The sequence below is a fragment of the Gordonia sp. CPCC 206044 genome, from assembly GCF_048537895.1.
Classification (GTDB): Bacteria; Actinomycetota; Actinomycetes; order Mycobacteriales; family Mycobacteriaceae; genus Gordonia.
On the sequence record NZ_JBCLVL010000004.1, the window covers coordinates 209,652 to 229,330 of the forward strand.

Annotated in this window: 21 protein-coding genes; 4 read left to right on the forward strand and 17 right to left on the reverse strand. The window is 67.7% G+C overall.

The features are described 5' to 3' along the window. Positions 1 to 13: 13 nt before the first annotated feature. Positions 14 to 1,525 (reverse strand): IMP dehydrogenase, encoded by a 1,512-nt coding sequence (guaB, locus tag AAFP35_RS07630; RefSeq protein ID WP_419220957.1) that lies wholly within the window; start codon positions 1,523 to 1,525, stop codon positions 14 to 16. Between the two features lie 123 nt (positions 1,526 to 1,648). On the opposite strand from guaB, the gene AAFP35_RS07635 reads away from it, so the two are divergent. Then, on the forward strand, positions 1,649 to 2,041 hold the full coding sequence (locus AAFP35_RS07635; RefSeq protein WP_419220958.1) for a DUF5319 domain-containing protein: 393 nt from the start codon (positions 1,649 to 1,651) through the stop codon (positions 2,039 to 2,041). A gap of 77 nt (positions 2,042 to 2,118) precedes the next feature. On the opposite strand, the gene AAFP35_RS07640 is transcribed toward AAFP35_RS07635, so the two are convergent. The 3 genes from AAFP35_RS07640 to AAFP35_RS07650 all read right to left on the reverse strand — a co-directional run bounded on the left by AAFP35_RS07640 (position 2,119) and on the right by AAFP35_RS07650 (position 4,475). After that, a complete protein-coding gene (locus tag AAFP35_RS07640) occupies positions 2,119 to 3,078 on the reverse strand; it encodes an anti-sigma-D factor RsdA (protein ID WP_419220959.1) in 960 nt (319 codons plus the stop codon). Further along, positions 3,062 to 3,649 carry a sigma-70 family RNA polymerase sigma factor gene (locus AAFP35_RS07645; protein ID WP_419220960.1) on the reverse strand — a complete coding sequence of 196 codons (588 nt, stop codon included), beginning with the start codon at positions 3,647 to 3,649 and terminating at the stop codon, positions 3,062 to 3,064. Before AAFP35_RS07645 ends, AAFP35_RS07640 begins: the two co-directional genes overlap by 17 nt. A gap of 100 nt (positions 3,650 to 3,749) precedes the next feature. After that, positions 3,750 to 4,475 (reverse strand): hypothetical protein, encoded by a 726-nt coding sequence (locus tag AAFP35_RS07650; RefSeq protein ID WP_419220961.1) that lies wholly within the window; start codon positions 4,473 to 4,475, stop codon positions 3,750 to 3,752. Between the two features lie 483 nt (positions 4,476 to 4,958). On the opposite strand from AAFP35_RS07650, the gene AAFP35_RS07655 reads away from it, so the two are divergent. After that, positions 4,959 to 5,255: a WhiB family transcriptional regulator gene (locus AAFP35_RS07655; RefSeq protein WP_419220962.1), complete on the forward strand. Its 297-nt coding sequence runs from the start codon at positions 4,959 to 4,961 to the stop codon at positions 5,253 to 5,255. A 118-nt stretch (positions 5,256 to 5,373) separates the two neighbouring features. Here AAFP35_RS07655 and groL read toward each other — a convergent pair whose 3' ends face one another. The 3 genes from groL to AAFP35_RS07670 form a co-directional block, all read right to left on the reverse strand. After that, the gene (groL, locus tag AAFP35_RS07660) at positions 5,374 to 6,990 is read right to left on the reverse strand and encodes a chaperonin GroEL (protein WP_419220963.1); all 1,617 of its coding nucleotides are present in this window, start codon (positions 6,988 to 6,990) and stop codon (positions 5,374 to 5,376) included. Positions 6,991 to 7,101: 111 nt separating this feature from the next. Beyond that, the gene (gene groES / locus AAFP35_RS07665; protein ID WP_006334733.1) at positions 7,102 to 7,401 is read right to left on the reverse strand and encodes a co-chaperone GroES; all 300 of its coding nucleotides are present in this window, start codon (positions 7,399 to 7,401) and stop codon (positions 7,102 to 7,104) included. Between the two features lie 166 nt (positions 7,402 to 7,567). Beyond that, complete coding sequence (locus AAFP35_RS07670; RefSeq protein ID WP_419220964.1) at positions 7,568 to 9,049, reverse strand: MFS transporter; 1,482 nt, start codon at positions 9,047 to 9,049, stop codon at positions 7,568 to 7,570. Between the two features lie 100 nt (positions 9,050 to 9,149). On the opposite strand from AAFP35_RS07670, the gene AAFP35_RS07675 reads away from it, so the two are divergent. After that, entirely contained in the window at positions 9,150 to 9,566 is a 417-nt protein-coding gene (locus AAFP35_RS07675; protein WP_419220965.1) for a MarR family winged helix-turn-helix transcriptional regulator, read from the forward strand. Here AAFP35_RS07675 and tsaD read toward each other — a convergent pair. From tsaD to alr, 6 genes are read right to left on the reverse strand one after another with little or no spacing between them, the layout of a single operon-like run. After that, positions 9,557 to 10,609 (reverse strand): tRNA (adenosine(37)-N6)-threonylcarbamoyltransferase complex transferase subunit TsaD, encoded by a 1,053-nt coding sequence (tsaD, locus tag AAFP35_RS07680; protein ID WP_419220966.1) that lies wholly within the window; start codon positions 10,607 to 10,609, stop codon positions 9,557 to 9,559. The two genes, AAFP35_RS07675 and tsaD, sit on opposite strands and share 10 nt — an antisense overlap. Beyond that, positions 10,606 to 11,115, reverse strand: a complete 510-nt coding sequence (gene rimI / locus AAFP35_RS07685; protein WP_419220967.1) for a ribosomal protein S18-alanine N-acetyltransferase — start codon at positions 11,113 to 11,115, stop codon at positions 10,606 to 10,608. The genes tsaD and rimI overlap by 4 nt, the downstream gene beginning before the upstream one ends. Further along, positions 11,112 to 11,819 (reverse strand): tRNA (adenosine(37)-N6)-threonylcarbamoyltransferase complex dimerization subunit type 1 TsaB, encoded by a 708-nt coding sequence (gene tsaB / locus AAFP35_RS07690; protein WP_419220968.1) that lies wholly within the window; start codon positions 11,817 to 11,819, stop codon positions 11,112 to 11,114. The genes rimI and tsaB overlap by 4 nt, the downstream gene beginning before the upstream one ends. Beyond that, complete coding sequence (tsaE, locus tag AAFP35_RS07695) at positions 11,798 to 12,262, reverse strand: tRNA (adenosine(37)-N6)-threonylcarbamoyltransferase complex ATPase subunit type 1 TsaE (protein ID WP_419220969.1); 465 nt, start codon at positions 12,260 to 12,262, stop codon at positions 11,798 to 11,800. Before tsaE ends, tsaB begins: the two co-directional genes overlap by 22 nt. Further along, the gene (locus AAFP35_RS07700) at positions 12,259 to 13,398 is read right to left on the reverse strand and encodes an alpha/beta fold hydrolase (protein WP_419220970.1); all 1,140 of its coding nucleotides are present in this window, start codon (positions 13,396 to 13,398) and stop codon (positions 12,259 to 12,261) included. Before AAFP35_RS07700 ends, tsaE begins: the two co-directional genes overlap by 4 nt. Further along, on the reverse strand, positions 13,391 to 14,524 hold the full coding sequence (gene alr / locus AAFP35_RS07705) for an alanine racemase (protein ID WP_419220971.1): 1,134 nt from the start codon (positions 14,522 to 14,524) through the stop codon (positions 13,391 to 13,393). Before alr ends, AAFP35_RS07700 begins: the two co-directional genes overlap by 8 nt. Positions 14,525 to 14,622: 98 nt before the next feature. On the opposite strand from alr, the gene AAFP35_RS07710 reads away from it, so the two are divergent. Next, a complete protein-coding gene (locus tag AAFP35_RS07710) occupies positions 14,623 to 15,018 on the forward strand; it encodes a hypothetical protein (RefSeq protein ID WP_419220972.1) in 396 nt (131 codons plus the stop codon). Positions 15,019 to 15,031: 13 nt separating this feature from the next. Here AAFP35_RS07710 and AAFP35_RS07715 read toward each other — a convergent pair whose 3' ends face one another. The 4 genes from AAFP35_RS07715 to AAFP35_RS07730 are packed head-to-tail and all read right to left on the reverse strand — an operon-like array spanning position 15,032 to position 19,634. Beyond that, positions 15,032 to 16,480, reverse strand: coding sequence for an NAD(P)H-hydrate dehydratase (locus tag AAFP35_RS07715; protein WP_419220973.1), 1,449 nt, complete (start codon positions 16,478 to 16,480; stop codon positions 15,032 to 15,034). Positions 16,481 to 16,491: 11 nt separating this feature from the next. Beyond that, positions 16,492 to 18,354, reverse strand: a complete 1,863-nt coding sequence (gene glmS, locus AAFP35_RS07720; RefSeq protein WP_419220974.1) for a glutamine--fructose-6-phosphate transaminase (isomerizing) — start codon at positions 18,352 to 18,354, stop codon at positions 16,492 to 16,494. Between the two features lie 23 nt (positions 18,355 to 18,377). Then, on the reverse strand, positions 18,378 to 19,298 hold the full coding sequence (locus tag AAFP35_RS07725) for a dienelactone hydrolase family protein (RefSeq protein ID WP_419221159.1): 921 nt from the start codon (positions 19,296 to 19,298) through the stop codon (positions 18,378 to 18,380). Between the two features lie 27 nt (positions 19,299 to 19,325). Continuing rightward, positions 19,326 to 19,634 (reverse strand): hypothetical protein, encoded by a 309-nt coding sequence (locus AAFP35_RS07730; RefSeq protein WP_419220975.1) that lies wholly within the window; start codon positions 19,632 to 19,634, stop codon positions 19,326 to 19,328. Between the last annotated feature and the right edge of the window lie 45 nt (positions 19,635 to 19,679).

Below are 19,679 nucleotides of genomic sequence, written 5' to 3' on the forward strand. Positions count from 1 at the left end.
ACAGGGGACGCGGTCAGCGAGAATAGTAGTTGGGCGCTTCGGCGGTGAGCGTGATGTCGTGCGGATGCGATTCCTTGAGCCCGGCCGCGGTGATCTGCACGAAGCGTGCGTCGTGCAACTCCGGGATGGTGGCGGCACCGGTGTAGCCCATTGCGGCGCGCAGCCCTCCCACGAGCTGGTGGATCACCTGCTCGAGCGGCCCGCGGAACGGCACGCGACCCTCGATGCCCTCCGGGACGAGCTTGTCCTCCTTGAGGACGTCGTCCTGGAAGTAGCGGTCCTTGGAGTACGACTTGGCCTGCCCGCGCGACTGCATCGCTCCCAGCGATCCCATACCGCGGTAGCTCTTGAACTGCTTGCCGTTCACCAGGATCAGCTCACCCGGGGCCTCGGCGGTGCCGGCGAGCAGCGAACCGAGCATGGCGGTCGATGCGCCTGCGGCGAGCGCTTTGGCGATGTCGCCGGAGTACTGCAGTCCACCGTCGGCGATGACCGGGACGTCGTGCTGTTTGCAGACGGCGACGGCTTCCATGATCGCGGTGATCTGCGGGGCACCGACTCCCGCGACCACGCGGGTGGTGCAGATGGAGCCGGGTCCGACGCCGACCTTGACCGCGTCGACTCCTGCCTCGACGAGAGCGAGCGCAGCCTCGCGGGTCGCCACGTTTCCGCCGACGATCTGAACGCGTTCGCCGACTTCGGCTTTGAGCTTGGCCACCATGTCGAGCACGAGCCGGTTGTGGGCGTGCGCGGTGTCGACGATGATGACGTCGGCACCCGCATCGGCCAGGGCCATCGCTCGATCCCACTGCGGATCGCCGGTACCGACCGCGGCGCCCACGAGCAGCCTGCCGTCGGCGTCCTTGGTGGCCAGCGGGTGCTGCTCGGTCTTGACGAAGTCCTTGACGGTGATGAGCCCGGTGAGTTTGCCATTTCCGTCGACGATCGGCAGTTTCTCGATCTTGTTGCGACGCAGCAGTCCCAGTGCGGCTTCCGCGGACACGCCCTCCTGGGCGGTGATCAGCGGAGCCTTGGTCATCACCTCGGAGACCGGACGCGACTGGTCGACCTCGAACCGCATGTCACGGTTGGTGATGATCCCGACGAGCTCACCCTTGTCGTCGACCACCGGGAGCCCGGAGATGCGATACCTGGCGCACATCGCGTCGACATCGGCGAGGGTGTCGCCCGGCGAACAGGTCACCGGATCGGTGACCATGCCGGCCTCGGACCGCTTCACGGTCTCGACCTGCCCGGCCTGGTCGTCGATGGAGACGTTGCGATGCAGGACGCCCATTCCGCCCGCGCGGGCCATGGCGATGGCCATCCGCGCTTCGGTCACGGTGTCCATCGCGGAACTCACCAGCGGTACCTTGAGGGTGATCTGCTTGGTGACCCGCGAGGACGTGTCGGCGTCACTGGGAATGAGGTCGGAGGCCGCCGGGAGCAACAGAACGTCGTCGAAGGTGAGGCCGAGCATCGCGACCTTGCCGGGGTCATCTCCACCGGTGCGAACGTGCGTCATCACTCCATGGTATCGGCATCGCCGCAGTGCTCAGGGTCACCCCGTGGTACCCGCGTGAGGCGGGGGCGCAGCGCTGTGGAGTCCTCACCCCATCACACCGACTTCATCGGTTACCGTGGACGTGTGCGTGACCACCTTCCCCCCGGCCTGCCGCCAGACCCGTTCGCCGACGATCCCAGCGATCCTGCCTCGGCACTCGACTCTGTGGAACCCGGGATCCCGCTCGACGAGAGCGAGCGGATGGCGGTCGAGGAAGACCTCGCCGACCTCGCCGTCTACGAGGCGTTGTTGGCACACCGCGGAGTGCGCGGACTGGTCGTCGTCTGCGACGACTGTCATGAAGATCACTACCACGATTGGGACATGCTGCGGGCAAACCTGTTGCAGCTGTTGATCGACGGCACGGTACGTCCACACGAACCCGCGGTGGATCCGCGTCCGGACGCCTACGTCACGTGGGATTACTGCCGCGGGTACGCCGATGCCCGCAGCCATGGCGACGACGATCGTCGCTGAGACCTACCGACACCTCCGGACCACAGCCCTGTAGGTCCGCACCGCACACGCCTCGAACGCCGGGTCTGCGGCTGCCGTCAGGGCGAACTCGGCACGGTCGTCGTGGTGGTCTCGGTCTTCGATGCTCCGCCGGGCGCGGTCTCGTCCTTGGAGCCACCACCCGAATCAGGTTGCGACGGTGACGTCGCATCGCGCGAATCGGTCCGCGTGTCGTCGGTCATCTGCCGACGCAGCAGGTCGCGATCGGGACGGTCGGTGCCCGACCCGTCCGGCTTGGAGGTCTCGATCGGTCCCGGCTTGGTCACGGTGACCGAATTGCGCGGATCAGCTCCTCGCTCGCGAAGCAGATCGCGCGGTGGCGATGCCGGATCGCCGGGGCGGGACTTGCTCTGTGAGGCGCCTGACGACGATCCACCCGCAGTCGAGGACGACGTGCTCGTGTCGGTGTCGGCTCGGAGCCGATCGATCCACTCGCTCATGCGCGTCCGGGTGTCCGCGTCACGTACCGGACCGAGATTCTTCTCGGCGCTGGCGATCAGGCCTGCAGCCTCCTCGACGTTTCCGGCGGCGACGGCCTCCTCGGCCTTCTCCAGGTTGGACTGGACATCCATCGATGCCTGCGTCTGCGAAGCCGCCTCGGAGAACACCACCCGCTTCACACCCCAGAGGGGATCTCCCGGTGAGGAGCCCTCCGCGAGCACCGTCACGCCGGCGCAGGCGATCACGACGATCGCCGCCGCACCCGATGCGACACGCAGATGACGGACGATCCCGCGGCCACGACGGGCGCGTTCGGCTGCACCGATGGCGAACTCGACGTCCTCGACGCTGGGCAGTTCGGGGTACGGCGTCGTCACGGCCTCGTGGCGCCATCCGGACAGCAATTCGGCGAGCTGGTACTCGGCGTCGTCGTGTGTCGGGACCGGCAGATCCTGCGACAACGCCTCGATGAACTGGTCGTCGAGGTGAACCGAGGTCATGTCGATCGGCTCGGTCAGATCCCAGCCGGCATCGGCGGGGTCACGCTCGTCTGCCATCGGTCTCACCTGCCTTCCTCAGTTCGTCCTTCAGCTTTGCCAATGCCCGGTGCTGGGCAACCCGTACTGCGCCGGCAGTGCTGCCGATGGCATCCGCGGTCTCCTCTGCGGACATACCCACCACCAACCTCAACACCAGCACCTCCCGCTGTTTCTCGGGCAGTATCGCCATCAGCTCACGCATCCGTCGGCTGCCGTCGGCGTCCAGAGCGAGCTGTTCAGGTCCCCCGTTGAAAGACACCGTCTCCGGCATCGTCTCCACCGGATCGGACTTGACCCGCCCCGCGACACGCATCGCATCAGCGACCTTGTGGGCGGCGATGCCGTACACGAAAGCCATGAACGGCTTGCCCTGGTCCTGATACCGGGGCAGTGCTGTCATCACCGCCATCAACGCCTCCTGCGCGATGTCGTCGGCAGAAAACAGGTGCCGTTCCCCGACCCCGATACGCCCCCGGCAATACCGCAGGATCGGATCCTGCACACTCTCGAGCACTGACGTGAGCGCGACGCGGTCGCCAAGCCCTGCGGCCTGGACAGCCTCGTCCAACTCACCACCCGTCAGCTTCATCGTCAGTTGAGATCCCCGTGTTACAAGTGTTTGTGGTGCCGGTCTGTGTCCCCCAGTCACCTTAGCGATGGTCACCGACCGAGCGGGCACCCACTCGCCCTCAGGGTTCGGTGAACGGAACGCCACGATAGATGAGTTCCGAGCGCGACCGGGCCACGTTCGCGGACAGATCCGGGTCGTCGGGGTCGAGGGCACTCAACAGAGACGACGACGCCCAGTACAGGGGCAGCAAACCGTGGGCTCGCGCACCGGCCGCGGCCGCCGATGCCCTCTCCCGCGCGAGCTGCTCGTCTCCCGAGCTCGCGGCCGCCGCGGCGGCGATGAGCAGCGTCTTGACCCGATGCCGAACCGGGACGTCGTCGCGATCGGCCAGCCGCAGCCCGTGCTCGGCGTGCTCGACCGCCCGCGACGGATCGCCGGTGTAGATCGCCAACTCGGTCGACACCCATTCGACCCGCAGATGCGGGCGATGGTCGGTCCACCACTGCCCCGGCCGGTCGGCATGCACCGCGCGGGCCCGGCTCAGCAGACGGTCGGACGCACCGAAGCGCAGCATCCCCAGATCGTCGGCGGCCAGGCCGACGAGTGCATCGATGAACGCCGCGCGCCACCACGCGCCGTCGGCGACGTTCGCGGCGGCCAGACGAAGGGCCGCGCCGTCGTGCCGCACGGCGTCGCGGTGACGGCCCGCCTGACGGAGCAGCGATCCCCTCGTGGACGAGGCCAACGAACGGAGCACGTCGTCGCCTGCGACCCGGCCCGACGCGTCGACGGCGTCCAACATCGTCAGCGCACGGGCGGTGTGACCGATACCTCCTCTCTCCACCGCCCCCTTCCACAGGCCGTATCCCGAAGCACATTTCCCCATATCAGACGCTGTTTTTCCGCCTTGTCGAGCGGCAACCAATGCCGGTCGGCCGGTTCCAGTTAGCACGAATTTAACCTTCGGTTACAAACATTAATTCGACAGATAGATCACCAACAAATGTGCAGAGCATTTCCTACGTGTTACGTGCGCCCTTTCGTGAAACCTTCGATCCCATCGGTGTCATGGATGCCGAAAAGCGCCATCTGACAACATAACCAGCTGGTCAGAGCATATGACGACACCCGTTCAGGGGTGGCGTACACACTCCCCACACCCATGTGGTAGCGACAGCCCGTCTTATAACGACGCGTTAACATCAGTGGAATTCTGACCCTGCCACAACCGGTTTTCATCGGTATTGACGCAATTTCTCGGGCTTGCCTACTGTGAGCTTGCGTTGAAGAAATACGCAGTGCCACTCGCAGACAAGGAGCCGCTGTCATGCCTCAGCCGAATCATCTTCCCGGCCCCAATGCAGATATCTGGGACTGGCAGATGCATGGCCTCTGCCGCGGGGTGGAATCGTCGATGTTCTTCCATCCGGACGGCGAGCGTGGCCGGGCGCGCGCCCAGCGGGAGCGCCGCGCCAAGGAGATGTGCCACCAGTGCCCGGTGATCGCCCAATGCCGCGAGCACGCGCTGGCCGTGGCCGAACCATACGGAATCTGGGGCGGGCTCTCGGAATCCGAGCGCAGCCTGCTGATGAAACGCGGCGTCGGTAGGCGCATCGCCAGCTGATCATCGGTCGGGCGATCCGACCGCGCCACGCGCAGACGACGATGGGGGCATCGATCCAGACGGATCGATGCCCCCATCGTCTGTTCACTGCTCCGAGAATTCGGCGCCTACCGATACCTCAGTGGGCGTGGCCGTGACCATGGCCCTGATCGGCCGCCTCTTCGGGTCGGTCGGTCACCGCGGTCTCGGTGGTCAGCACCATCCGAGCCACCGAGGCGGCGTTGACCACCGCCGACCGCGTCACCTTGACGGGATCGATGATGCCGTCGGCGAGCAAGTCGCCGTAGGTCAGCGTGGCGGCGTTGAAGCCGTGGCCTGCCTTGGCTTCCGACACCCGCGAGACGACGACAGCGCCGTCCTCACCCGCGTTGCTGGCGATCCAGTGCAGCGGTGCCCGCACAGCGTCGCGAACCACCCGGACCCCGAGTGCCTCGTCGTCGGTGAGTTCGGACTCCAGGGCGCCGAGGACGGCCGAGGCCTGGACGATCGCCGAACCGCCACCGGGGATGATCCCCTCCTCGACCGCGGCCTTCGCCGCGGCCACCGCGTCCTCGACACGGTGCTTGCGCTCCTTGAGGGCGGTCTCGGTGGCTGCACCGACGCGGATCACGGCGACGCCGCCCGCCAGCTTCGCCAGCCGTTCGGCGAGCTTCTCGCGATCCCAATCGGAATCGCTCTGCTCGATCTCCCGCCGCAGCTGCTCGGCACGGTTGGCGAGATCCTCGCTGGTGCCTGCACCCTCGACGAGGGTCGTGGTGTCCTTGGTGACGACGACACGCCGCACCGAGCCGAGCAGATCGAGCTCGGCGGTCTCCAACTTCAGGCCGATGTCCGACGAGATCACCGTTGCGCCGGTCACCACGGCCAGGTCGTCCAGGAAGGCCTTACGGCGATCACCGAAGAACGGAGCCTTCACGGCGACGGCCTTGACGGTCTTGCGGATGGAGTTCACCACGAGTGTCGACAGCGGCTCGCCCTCGACGTCCTCGGCGATGATCAACAGGGACTTGCCCGCCGAGACGACCTTTTCCAGCAGCGGCAGGAAGTCGGGCAACGAGCTGATCTTGTCGCGGTAGAGCAGCACCAGGGCGTCGTCGAGGACGGCTTCCTGGCTGTCGGCGTCGGTCACGAAGTACGGGGACAGGTAGCCCTTGTCGAACTGGACACCTTCGGTGACCTCCAGCTCGGTCTGCAGGCCCGACCCCTCTTCGACGGTGACCACACCGTCGGCGCCGACGCGGGTCATGGCCTTGCCGACCATGACACCGACCTCGTCGTCACGTGACGACACGGTCGCCACCTGCGCGATCGCCTTCTCCCCGTCGACCGGGGTGGCCACGCGCAGCAGTTCGGCGCTCACGGCGTCGGCGGCCTTGCCGATGCCGGCGCCGAGTGCGATCGGATTGGCTCCGGCGGCCACGTTGCGCAGGCCCGCGGACACCATGGCCTGCGCGAGCACCGTCGCGGTGGTGGTCCCGTCGCCTGCCACGTCGTTGGTCTTGGTGGCCACCGACTTCACCAGCTGCGCACCGAGGTTCTCGAACGGATCCTCGAGGTCGATGTCACGCGCGATGGTCACACCGTCGTTGGTGACGCTGGGGCCACCGAAGGCCTTGGCGAGCACCACGTGGCGTCCACGCGGGCCGAGGGTGACCTTGACCGCGTCAGCCAGTTGGTTGATGCCGCGCTCGAGCGCGCGACGCGCTACGTCGTCGAATTCAATCTGTTTGGGCATGAGTCTCTTTCAGGAAATACGAGTCTGGAGGGCCAGATGGCGGTCGAAAATGGCAACGCCCCGGCGCCCACGAGGGCACCGGGGCGAAACAGACACGCGGATGTGCGGGTCTTACTTGCCGATGACGGCCAGCACGTCACGTGCCGACAGGATCAGGTACTCCTCGCCGGCGTACTTGATCTCGGTGCCGCCGTACTTGCTGTAGATGACGGTGTCGCCTTCTTTGACGTCGACCGGAACGCGGTTGCCCTGCTCGGTCACCCGTCCTTCGCCGACAGCGATGACGGTGCCTTCCTGCGGCTTCTCCTTGGCGGTGTCCGGGATGACGAGACCGGACGCGGTGGTCGTCTCGGCTTCCACGGCCTGCACCAGGATCTTGTCCTCAAGCGGCTTGATGTTCACGCTCGCCACGATGTGGGTCCTCAACTTTCGTACTGAGTTGTTGAACGGTGTAACGATTTGCACGTTCACGGCCCTGGGGCGAAACCCCGTCGTCGCGGGTTCCGAGGCTTCACACAAGTGCCACTAGCACTCTATACAGGCGAGTGCCAGCACTCAAGGGCAGAGGGTGCAAATATCAGTCCGCCATCGGCGAACGCCCGCGCGTGGTCACGGCCACCACCACCGCGGTGGCGAGACCCACGACCGACAACCCGCTCACCACCCACACCGCGGTCGACATCCCGCCGAGTAGCTCCCCGGGTCGGGTCGGTTCCCCCGAACTGGCCAGCACCGCGGTCACCACCGCCATCATCACCGCACCGCCGACCTGCACGCTCGTGTTCACCAGGCCCGAGGCGAGCCCCTGCTCGTCATCATCGACACCGGCGGTCCCCTGTGACGTCACCGACGGGAACGTGATCGCGAAACCGATGCCCAACAGAATGATGGTGGGCAGCAAGAAGTTCTGATACGACATGCCCGGCTCGACCCGGGCGAACCACAGATATCCACCCAAGAATGCGGCGAATCCGCCGATCAGCAGGAACTGGGTGGGCACCCTGTCGAGCACCCGGTCCATCCGTGTCGCGCTCAGCACCACGATGAGGCCGGCAGGCAGGAAACCCAGTGCCATGGTCAACGGCGACCAACCCAGCGAGTCCTGTAGGTACAGCGTCACCACGAACTGGAAGGCGACGTACGACCCGAACATGAGAGCGGCGGACACATTGGCGTGCACCAGCGCCGAGGACCGCAGCAGCCCCAGTCGGACGAGCGGGTGCCGATGACGCATCTCGACCACCAAGAAGGCGATCGCCAGCACGGCCGACGTGCCGAGGGTGACGATAGTCGTCGCCGACGTCCAGCCGAGGTCGGGCGCGCGCACCACGCCGAACACCAGCAGCAGTAGCGCACCGGTGCTGGCGATGGCGCCGACCATGTCGAACCGCGCCCAGCCGAACCGTTCGACGGCCACCTTCGGCACCACCCGCATCCCCGCGAACAGCAGCACCAACGCGACCGGGCCGGGGAAGATCAGCGTCGCCCGCCAGGACAACTCGGTGAGCAGCCCACCGAACACCAGGCCGAGCGAGAATCCACTCGCACCGCAGACGGTGTAGATGGAAAAGGCACGGTTGCGCGCCGGCCCCTCGGCAAACGTCGTGGTGATGATCGACAGTCCCGCCGGCACGGTGAAGGCCGCGGCCACCCCCTTGACGAATCGCAGCGCGATGATCAGCTCGGTCACGTCGACGACCGCACTGATCACCGATGCCACGCCGAAGACCCCGAGTGCGACGAGAAACACCCGACGCCTTCCGACCAGGTCGCTGACTCGCCCGCCCAGCAGCAACAGCCCGCCGTATCCGAGCACGTAACCGCTGACGATCCACTGCAGTTCCGACTGCCCGAGTCCGAGGTCGGCACCGATCGACGGCAACGCAACGCCGACCATGGAGACGTCGAGACCATCGAGGAACATCGCGCCTGCCAGCACGACCAGCAGGATCCACGTCCGCGCCGGCCATGCCGAGGCCGTGGTGACGCGGGTTGTCGGGGGTGCGGTCGCCGGATCGGTGGTACCGCGGGTGATGACGAGATCTGGTGTCTGGGTCATGCGCGAAACTATATGCGCTTGCATCTAATGCGTCTACATCAAATGCGTATGCATTTATTTCCTATGCATTAAATGCGCGTGCACGTGGTAGCATCGCCGCATGTCAACCGACCCAGAGCTCGACCAGGACGCCCTTGCGGCGGCGTGGCACGATCTCTCGGTTCGCTACCACAAGATCTCGTGCGCGCTGGACCGCGAACTGCAGTCCCACCACGGGCTGTCCGGAAGCGAGTTCGAGGTCCTCGAACTGCTATGGGCGGCAGACGATCACACACTGAGGATGAGTGAGCTCGCCGACCGGGTACACCTGAGCCAGAGCGCACTGTCGCGGGTGGTGGGCCGACTGGAGAAGGACGGCCTGGTGTCCCGCGCGATGTGCCCGGCCGATCGTCGCTCGGTGTTCGCCGGTCTCACCGATACGGGTGAGCAGCGCTACCTGGAGGCTCGGCCGACCCATCGCGCCGTGCTGGCCGACGGCACGCTGAACTGCCGTCGGCTGCTCGCCGATCAGAGCTGACTGACCTGCACCGACATTCCGGGATCGGTGGCCACCGTCAACGGCGACGGAGCTGCGCCGCCACCGATGACATGCGCACCGAGCGTCGCGATCATCACGCCGTTGTCGGTGCAGAGGCGCGGCCTGGGCACGCGCAAGGTGATGCCCGCGGCCGCGCAGCGTTCGGCTGCCAGCGACCGGATTCGCGAGTTCGCGGTGGCGCCACCGCCGAGGACGAGGGTGTCCACATCGAGGTCGGTGCAGGCCCGGATCGCCTTACGCGTCAAGACGTCGGCCACCGATTCCTGGAACGACGCCGCGACGTCGGCGACGGGCACCTCGATCCCGGTCCGCTCACATTTCTCGACATAGCGCGCCACCGCGGTCTTCACCCCGCTGAACGAGAAGTCATAGCGCGCATCACGCGGCCCCGTCATACCGCGCGGGAACTCGATCGCATGCGGATCACCCTGCGCGGCAGCACGATCCAATGCTGGACCACCCGGGAAGCCCAGATCCAACAGGCGGGCCACCTTGTCGAACGCCTCCCCTGCCGCATCGTCGACGGTCGTACCGAGCTCGACAATGGGCCGGCCCAGGTCGGTGACGTGCAGCAGGTGTGTGTGTCCACCAGAAACCAACAGCGCCACACATTCGGGCATGGGGCCGTGTTCGAGGGTGTCCACCGCGACGTGCCCGCCGAGGTGGTTCATCGCGTACAGCGGTACATCCCAGGCCAACGCGTATGCCTTGGCCGCGGCAACCCCCACGAGCAGTGCCCCGGCCAGTCCCGGCCCGATCGTCACCGCGATGGCGTCCGGTCGGTCCACACCCGCGGCCTCGCGGGCCCGCTGCATGGTCGGGACGATCGCCTCGAGGTGTGCCCGGGAGGCGATTTCCGGGACGACGCCACCGAAACGCGCGTGCTCGTCGACACTCGACGCCACCTCGTCGGCGAGCAGTGTGGCGGTGCCCCGTCCTCCGTCGCCGACCTCGTCGGGAGCCCATCGGACGATCCCGACACCGGTCTCGTCACACGAACTCTCGATTCCCATCACGATCATCGGGTACCCCCGGGTTGCTGCACGACCGACGTGGTGGCCGGCCGGATCATTGTGTACGCGTCGGCACCCGACGGCTGATAATAGTTGCGCCGGATCCCCGACCGGACGAAACCGTTGCGGGCGTAGAGCTCGATTGCGGTGTCGTTGTCGGTGCGCACCTCGAGGAACATCGGTGCGGCACAACCGTCGGCGACCTCCAACAGCGCCGCGAGCAACGCCCGACCGTATCCGCGGCCACGATGGGACGGCGCGACGGCGATCGTGTGGATCTCACACTCGAACGATCCCGGAGTTCCCAGTGTGGAGACACCGGCGTAGCCGACCACCTCGCCGCCCGGATGTTCACGCGCTGCGAAGTAGCGGTTGTAGGGCGCGTTCAGCTCGGCCCGGAATGCCGTTGCCGGCCAGGGCGAATCGCCCTCGAACATCTCCTTCTCCAGCGCAGCGCACCGCGGGATGTCGGAATAGTCGAGGTCGTCGATGATGAGCCCGCCGGTGGCCGTCATCTGAGCACCTCCGCCTTACGACGCGGCTTGGGCTCCTTGGCATCCGGGCGCCGTAGATACAACGGCACCAACGGCTCCGGTGCCGCACCGGAACGCACCGCGTCGGCACCCGCGGCGACCAGGCCCGCCACCGACGGGACCGTCGGTGCACCCACCGGGCGGCCGAACAGCGGTGCGTGCGAAGGAGATCCGACGACGATATCGATCGGTTCGTCGCGCAAGGTCTCGACCACATCAACAGGTGCGGTGACCTCCGGTCCCGACACCCGGGCGCCGTCGGCATATCGGGCCCAGTAGATCTCGCGTCGGCGCGCATCGGTGACCACCAGGATGGAACGGGCGTCGGGATCGGTCCGGAGTTGTTCTGCTGCCACCGCATCCAGCGAGCAGACGCCGTGCACGGGCACCCCCAGCGCATCGCCGAACGCCGACCCGGTCGCCATCCCGACACGCAGACCGGTGAACGGGCCGGGACCGCAACCGACGATGATCGCGTCGAGATCGGCGCGGCCCACTCCGGACTCCGAGAGCACCTCCGCGATGAGCGTGGTGAGCACCTCGGCGTGCCGCCGTCCGTCCGACACCGCCCGTTCGGCGAGCACCCGGTCGTCAGTGTCGTCGCCGATGGTCGCGACACCGGTCACCACCGCATCGGTCGCCGTGTCGATCACCAGTATCCGCATCAGTGGTTCACCCATTCCCATTCGGCGCGACGGACTTCGGATTCCGGGTCGCGGCGCAACCTGACCATCAGGTGACGGTCGACGAGACGTTCGGCGACCCCCTCACCCCACTCCACCACGACCACCGAGTCGGTGAGATCCGAATCGAGGTCGAGCGCATCGAGCTCGTCCAACCCGCCCAGACGGTAGGCGTCGACATGGACCATCCCGGGCCGATCGGGACGTCCGGGCCGGTGCACCCTGGCGATGATGAAGGTCGGCGACGACACCCGACCGACGACCTCGAGGCCCGCCGCGATCCCCCGGGCCATTGCCGTCTTACCCGCACCGAGCGGACCGTCGAGGATCACCAGGTCGCCCGCCCGCAGCGACGTCGCCATCTCCCGACCGAGCTTTTCGGTGTCGGCGACATCGGGCAGCACCCGCGCACCCGCGTCGAAAAACGAAGTCTCCGTATCGGTCATCGCGCCACCCGCATCTTCTTCCACCATCCGCGCCGCGGTCGTGGCTTCGCCACCCGGGCGCGACCGACCAGGTCGACGATCGCGTCGGTCACCAGGTCGGGTTGTTCCATCAGCACCATGTGCCCGGCACCGTCGGCGACCTCCAGGGCCGAGTCCTCACCGAGCTCGCCGTACATGCGCACCGATCGCTGCAGCGGCGTCAGACGGTCCCGGTTGCCGCACACCACGACCGACGGCACCTGTGCCAGCACCGGCAACGCCGTCGACTCGTCGTGGTTCTCCAGTGCGTGCAAGAAATTGACGATCGTCTCGATCGGCGTGTTCTGGATCATCTTCTCCACCGCACGGCCGGCGGCGGGGCTGTAGAAGTCGGGGCCGAAACTCGCGGCCACCAACACCGGCTCGAGAAGAGCCCGCGTGACCCCACGCCCGGCACGGACGGCTCCCGGGGCACGTCGCACGGCAAGTCGGAACCCGTCGACCACCGGGTTGTGGAGTCCCTTGCCGAGGCCACCCTCGGTGATACCGCGCGCAGCGGTCGCGATCAACGCGACCCCGGCGATCCGGCCACCCGCCCCGAAGAGCTCCGGATACCGCCTGGCAAGCCCCATGATCGTCATGCCGCCCATCGAATGCCCCACCAACACAACCGGTCCCGTCGGGGCGACGTCTCGCAGCACCGCTGCCGTGTCGTCGGCGAGCCTACTTATCGTGGACGTCTGCGCCTCGGCAGCGCCGCTTCGACCGTGCCCTCGCTGATCGAAGAACACCATCCGGATGCGGCGATCCGCCCAGCGCCGCTCGAGATCTCGACGCTGGAAGTGCCAGGAGGCCATCCGCAGGCTGAAGCCGTGCACGAACACGACCGTGAGTTCCGGTTCTCCCCGACCGTCGTCGAGGCCGTCCGGAGTCCCGGTCACCACCGTGCGCACCGCGAGTTCGACCCCGTCGTCGGTGGTCACTGTCGTCGCGGGATCGCGGTAGATGGCGGTGAAATCCTCGTCGGCATGCGGATCTCGCCGACGCACCGCGCGTCGGCGGGCGACGTCGCGGGCCACGCCTCCGGCTGCCACCGCACCCAATGCAGCGATGCCGCCGGCACCCGCGAGCCAGCCGGCGCGACGGGAATCACTCACCGGAGCCGCCCTGGTACTCGCGCACCGCCCGGGCCCCGATGGTCGACACGATCTCGTAGTCGATGGTGCCGGTGGCGTCCGCCCAGTCCTTGGCGGTCGGGCCGCCGCCACGACCTGTACCGAAGAGCTCCGCACGGTCCCCTTCGCGGACCCCGCCTCCGTCGGGACCCAGGTCGATCACCAACTGGTCCATGCAGATCCGCCCGACGCCGCCGAGCACGCGGTCGCCGATGCGGACGGTGAAACGCCCGGACAGCGGTCGCGGCACCCCGTCGGCGTAACCGGCGGGCAAGACCGCGATCACCGTGTCCCTCGGCGCGATCCAGGTGTGACCGTAGGAGACACCCTGTCCGGCAGAGAGTTTCTTCACCAGCGCCACCTCCGCCGACAACGTCATCGCGGGGATGAGACCGAAGTCGCCGCGCTCGGGCACCGGAGTCCGGCCGTACAGCGCTATTCCGGGACGAACCAGGTCGCGACCCAGGTCCGGACGGGTCAGGGCGGCAGGCGAATTGGCGATGTGCACCACCTGCGGCGGCGCACCGAGCCGGCGCAGGTCCGCCGCCGCGGAGTCCAGGCGTTGGGCCTGTTGGGAGTTCAACGGATGGTCTGGCTCGTCGCCCCGTGCGAGATGGCACATGACCGCGCGAACGGTCACCGATCCGTCGGCGCGGGCCTTGGCCAAGGCGTCGGCGACATCGGCCCATTCGTCGGCGGCGACGCCGCTGCGGTTGAGCCCGGTGTCCACCTTCACCGACACCGTCGCGGTCGTCGCCTGCTCCTTGGCCGCGGCCACCACCGCGGCGAGCTGACGCCCAGACGAGACCGCGATGTCGATGCCATTGTCGATGGCCCCACCGAAGTCGGCGCTGGGGCTGTGCAGCCAGGCGGTGATATGGGCGTCGACGCCCGCCTCACGAAGTTCCAGTGCCTCGGTGATGTGGGCCACTCCGAGTTCGCGTGCCCCGGCCGCCAGTACCGTCCGCGCCACCGGGAGGGCGCCGTGCCCGTAGGCATCGGCCTTGACGACGGCCATCACGTCGGTGCGTGCGGCCGAGCGCAGGACACCGACGTTGTGGGCGATGGCATCGAGGTCGATGGTCGCGGTCAGGGCATGAGAGGTCATCGCGTCCATTGTCCCAGATGTCGGCGAGTGGATTTCCCCCGCGCGTTCTGAGTAGTTCCGCTCATGTGCGGCCGTATGTGTGTTGGTGCACTGGTCACATGTTCATCGACACAGCTCCCCGTCTCCCGCAGACCGCCGTTGTTGCCCCGGCGCGCACGGCTCCGGCACCACCTCGCCGTGCGGTGCTGATCGCCCTGTTCGTCAACCTCGGTGGCATCGCGGTGCTGGTCGGCGCGGTGCTGACCGAGGTGATCGCCATCATGGCGGTCTTCGCGGGCTGCTGGCCGGCCCTGATCTTCGTTGCCATCGCCCCGGCGGGCATCGTCGCAGGCGTCTGTACGGGACCGATTGGTCTGATCCTCACCGTGATCGCGACCGTCGGTCATCGGCATCATCGCCTCGCCGCCCGCGATGTCATGGTGCTGGGGCTGATGTGGCTGGTCACCGTTGCCGGTCTCATCGTCGACGCGCTGGTCCTGCTCAACGTCGGGTGACCGAGCGGACCGATCACCGCGGGGACGCCGTCAGTTCCCGAATGGTCGGGCGCACCGCGCGGAGCAGGTCGGACGCGCCGATCGGGGCTCCTCGGGCCGCCAACTGAGCGGCACGCGCGTGGACACGCGCGGCCGCAGCCCCCGCGCGCAGCGGATCGCGGCCGGCAGCCAGGAGAGCGCCTGCGATGCCGGACAGCACATCGCCGGCCCCCGCCGTCGCCGCCCACGACGCGCCGGCATCGTTGCCGAGAACACTCCCCGTGGGGTCCGCGACGAGCGTGATCCGCCCTTTGAGCAACACGGTGACCTGCCATCTCGCGGCGAGATCGGTGACGTCACGCAGCCTGTCGTCGGTGACGTCAGCACCCGCGAGCCGGGCGAACTCCCCGGCGTGCGGGGTCAGGAGTGTGGGTGCGGTACGCGCTGTCACCAGCTCCGGGTGCCGTGCCACCATGGTGAGCCCGTCGGCGTCGACGAGCACCGGGAGATCGGTGGCGAGCACCGCTCGCAACACCCCGAGTGCGTCGTCGTCGGTACCCATCCCCGGCCCGACCACCCACGCCTGGACCCGACCGGCGTCATCGAGTGAGCTGGCCGCGACCACCTCGGGATGGTGGGACACCACCTCGTCGGCAGCGGTCCCGACATAACGCGTCATACCGGATGTCGCGGCTACGGCCGCGCCGGTGGCGAGGATCGCGGCCCCGGGATACCGCGCCGAACCCGCGATCACCCCGACGACGCCCTGGCTGTACTTGTCGTCGGCAGGCCCCGGGAACGGCCACAGATCGCCGACCTCGTCGTCGGTGAGCGCCGACAACACGGTCCCCGAGTCGTCCGGCGGTGCGGTGATGCCGATATCGATCACCTCGACCCGTCCGCACCGGGGTGCCGCCAGCAGATGCGCCCGCCGACGGACTCCGAACGTGACGGTGATGTCGGCGCGCACGGCCGGGTCGTGCACCACGCCGGTGTCGGCGTCGACACCGGACGGCAGATCGACGGCCACCACCAGCGGGCCACCGGCATCGGCGGGGATGAGCGCCGCGAACACGTCTGCCGCCGCGGGCCGCAGCGGACCTCGGCCACCGATCCCGACGACTCCGTCGATGACGACGTCGAGTCCGGCGGGAAGGCGGTCGGCACGTGTACCGCCGGACCGTCGGAACGCAGCCAGACCGGCTGCGTGTGCCCGGTCCGGCGCGAGGAGCACCGCGACACAGGCCACGCCCCGACGAGCCAGTGCGGCACCCGCGAACAGTGCGTCACCGCCGTTGTCACCGGCCCCGACGACCAGCCCCACACGTCGCCCGTAGCATCCGCCGGTGCGGGTCAGCTCGCCGATGACGACATGGGCGACCCCGGCGGAAGCACGGCGCATCAGCGTGCCGTTGACTAGCAGGTCGCCCGCGGCCCTCTCGGCATCGCGTACGCCGGCGGCGGTCAGATGGCGGATCGGCATGGGGTGCCGACCTATTCGACGGTGACCGACTTGGCGAGGTTACGGGGCTTGTCCACGTCGTAGCCGCGCTCCTGGGCGACGGTGGCGGCAAAGACCTGCAGCGGAACCGTGGAGACCAGTGGCTGCAGCAGTGTCGGCACCTTGGGGATCGGGATGAAGTGATCCGCGACCGAACGGGCCGAGAGGTCGTCTTCCTCGCAGATGACGATGGTGGTGGCACCACGGGCCTGGATCTCTCGGATGTTGCTGACCATCTTCGAGTGCAGAACGGCGCGGCCATCGGCCGACGGCATCACGATGATCACCGGGAGTCCATCCTCGATGAGCGCGATCGGGCCGTGCTTGAGCTCGCCTGCGGCAAACCCCTCGGCGTGCATGTAGGCGAGTTCCTTGAGCTTGAGCGCGCCCTCGAGGGCCACCGGATAGCCGACGTGACGTCCGATGAACAGCACCGTGTTGTGGTGAGCGAGCGATCGCGCCAGGTCGCGGACCGGCCGCATGGTGCCCAGGACCTCTTCGACGGCCGTCGCCATCGTCTCCATCGCGGCGAACTCGCGAGTGACCTCGTCGACGTATTTGGTGCCGCGTGCCTGCGCAAGGGCCAGACCGACCAGATACGCGGCCACGATCTGGGCGAGGAAGCACTTGGTGGACGCGACTCCGATCTCGGGTCCGGCGTGCGTGTAGAGCACCGCATCGGATTCGCGCGGGATCTGGGCGCCGTTGGTGTTGCAGATGGCCAGCACACGCGCCTTCTGGTCCTTGGCGTGACGAACCGCCTCGAGCGTGTCCGCCGTCTCGCCGGACTGGGAGATCGCGACCACGAGCGTCGAACGGTCGAGGACCGGGTCGCGGTAGCGGAACTCGCTGGCGAGTTCGACCTCGACGGGCAGTCGAGTCCAGTGCTCGATCGCATACTTGGCCAGCAGTCCTGCGTGATAGGCGGTGCCACAGGCGACGACGAAGACCTTGTCGACATCGCGGAGGTCGTCGTCGGTGAGCCGCTGCTCGTCGAGGACGATCCGGCCGCCCTCCAGGTGCCCGAGCAACGTGTCGGCCAGTGCCGCAGGCTGTTCGGCGATCTCCTTCAGCATGAAGAAGTCGTAGCCGCCCTTCTCGGCGGCGGCCAGATCCCAGTCGATGTGGAAGGGCTTGCCCGAGCGCGCTTCTCCGTCGAAGTCGGTGATCGCGTAGGTGTCCGCGGTGATCACCACCACCTCGTCCTGGCCCAACTCCACGGCGTCGCGCGTGTGCTCGATGAACGCGGTGACATCGGAACCGACGAACATCTCCCCGTCGCCGACACCCACCACCAGCGGGGTGGAACGGCGGGCCGCGACGATGGTTCCGGGGTGATCGGAGTGCGTGAAGACGAGGGTGAAGGCACCTTCTAGACGACGCAGCGTCGTGTACGCACTGGCGACGAAATCGCCCGCGGTCGGGCCGCTCGCGTAGTCACGCTCCAGCAGGTGCACCGCGGTCTCGGTGTCGGTGTCGGAGTTGAACTCGATGCCGGCATCCTCGAGTTCGGCGCGCAGCACCGCGTAGTTCTCGATGATCCCGTTGTGCACCACGGCGATCTTTCCGTCGGTGCTCGAATGCGGATGCGCGTTGCGGTCCGTCGGCTGCCCGTGGGTCGCCCACCTGGTGTGCCCGATGCCGGTGGTTCCGCTCAGGCCCTGCCGCCCCACGGTCGCGATCTGCTTGTCCAGGTTCTCCAGCCGGCCGGCCTTCTTCTCGATCGCGGTGCCCCCGTGACCGTCGAGAATCGCCACACCCGCCGAGTCATAGCCGCGGTATTCCATCCGCCGAAGCGCCTCGACCACGATGTCCAGCGCGTCGCGGCGACCTACGTATCCGACGATTCCACACATAGACAGTCAGCGTACCGGTGATCTCAGCGCTTCCGGCCCATCCGCTTGCGCGGTTTGGCACCGAACAGCTTCGCGACCGGATCGACGGCGGAGGCCGGCGGGTCCGCGAGGTCGACCACACCGATCTTGCCGAGGTGGGCCTGCGGATCACCGAATGCCTGGTATTCGGGGTCATCGGCCACCGTGTCCAGCAGAAAGCCCGTGCAGAGGGCACGTACCTGTGCGTGCACCGCACTGTTGGCGCCGTTCATGCCGATCAACGACTTGACGGTGCGGCGCTCCAACAGGTCCCGGGCATTGCCCTTGCCCAGCGTGCGCAAGACCACATCGCCGCCGTACGCCTGCGCCAAGGGCAGGGCGTTGGAGTCCACGGTGTGCAGCTCCGACGCTCCGGAGACGATCAACCCCGGCGCACTGACCAATGCCGCAGCCGGTTGCAGTGAGGACGTGGTGGGCGCCGGGAACAGCGCAGCCACTCCGGCCACATCCGGTGCCGGCTGCCCCAGCAGTTGCACGTCAGCGGCGGCGAACACGGCCGCGGAGCCGCCGAACCCGTGTCCGACGATCCCGACGCGGGACGGGTCCACAGTGACCGCACCCATCCCGAGGGACACATGCGACACGATCCGTAACGCTGCCCGCAGATCTGCCGCGAGACCGGCATCCGAGGCGAGAGCTCCCGCGTTGCCGTCGGGTGCGACTGTCACGAAACCCCAGGAGGCGAAGTGATAGAGCAGGTCGCGATACCGCCGACTGTCGGCCAGCCAGCCATGCCCGAAGGCGATGGCAGGCAGCTTGCGCCCCGTCGCCGGGGCGTACACCTGGCCTGACATCCCGACGATGCCGAGGTCGCCGCGGAGCACCCGATGGGGGCCGCGCCGCGTCAATTCGGTGATGAGTTTGTCGGGTGACCGAGAAGGCTTGCCACCCCGAGATTTCCGCACTGGTTTGGTCGCCGGCACACCGACAGCCTATTCGTCGTCGCGCGGGAACCGTGTATCGGCGTCCGCCGAGTCGGCCGGAAACAGTATCCGCGCGGCCGTGTCGTCGGCGTCGAGGTCGTCCTCGAGGGGGTCACGATGCCGCGAGTCGTCGAGTTCGGACTCGTAATACTCCTGGTCGGAGTCGTCGGGATCCATCTCATCGACCGCTCCGGCGGCACGGTGTTCCTCGAGTTCGTCGGCGAGCCGACGTTGCGTCTCGGAGAACGCGTGCGAGGCCGAGACGACCTGATCGGTCGCGCGCCGTGCGATGGTCTCGATCTGGTCAGCGAGGTTCATCGCCGCCCTCGTCCCTGGCGCCCTGTCTGGGTGCCACCCTGTCTG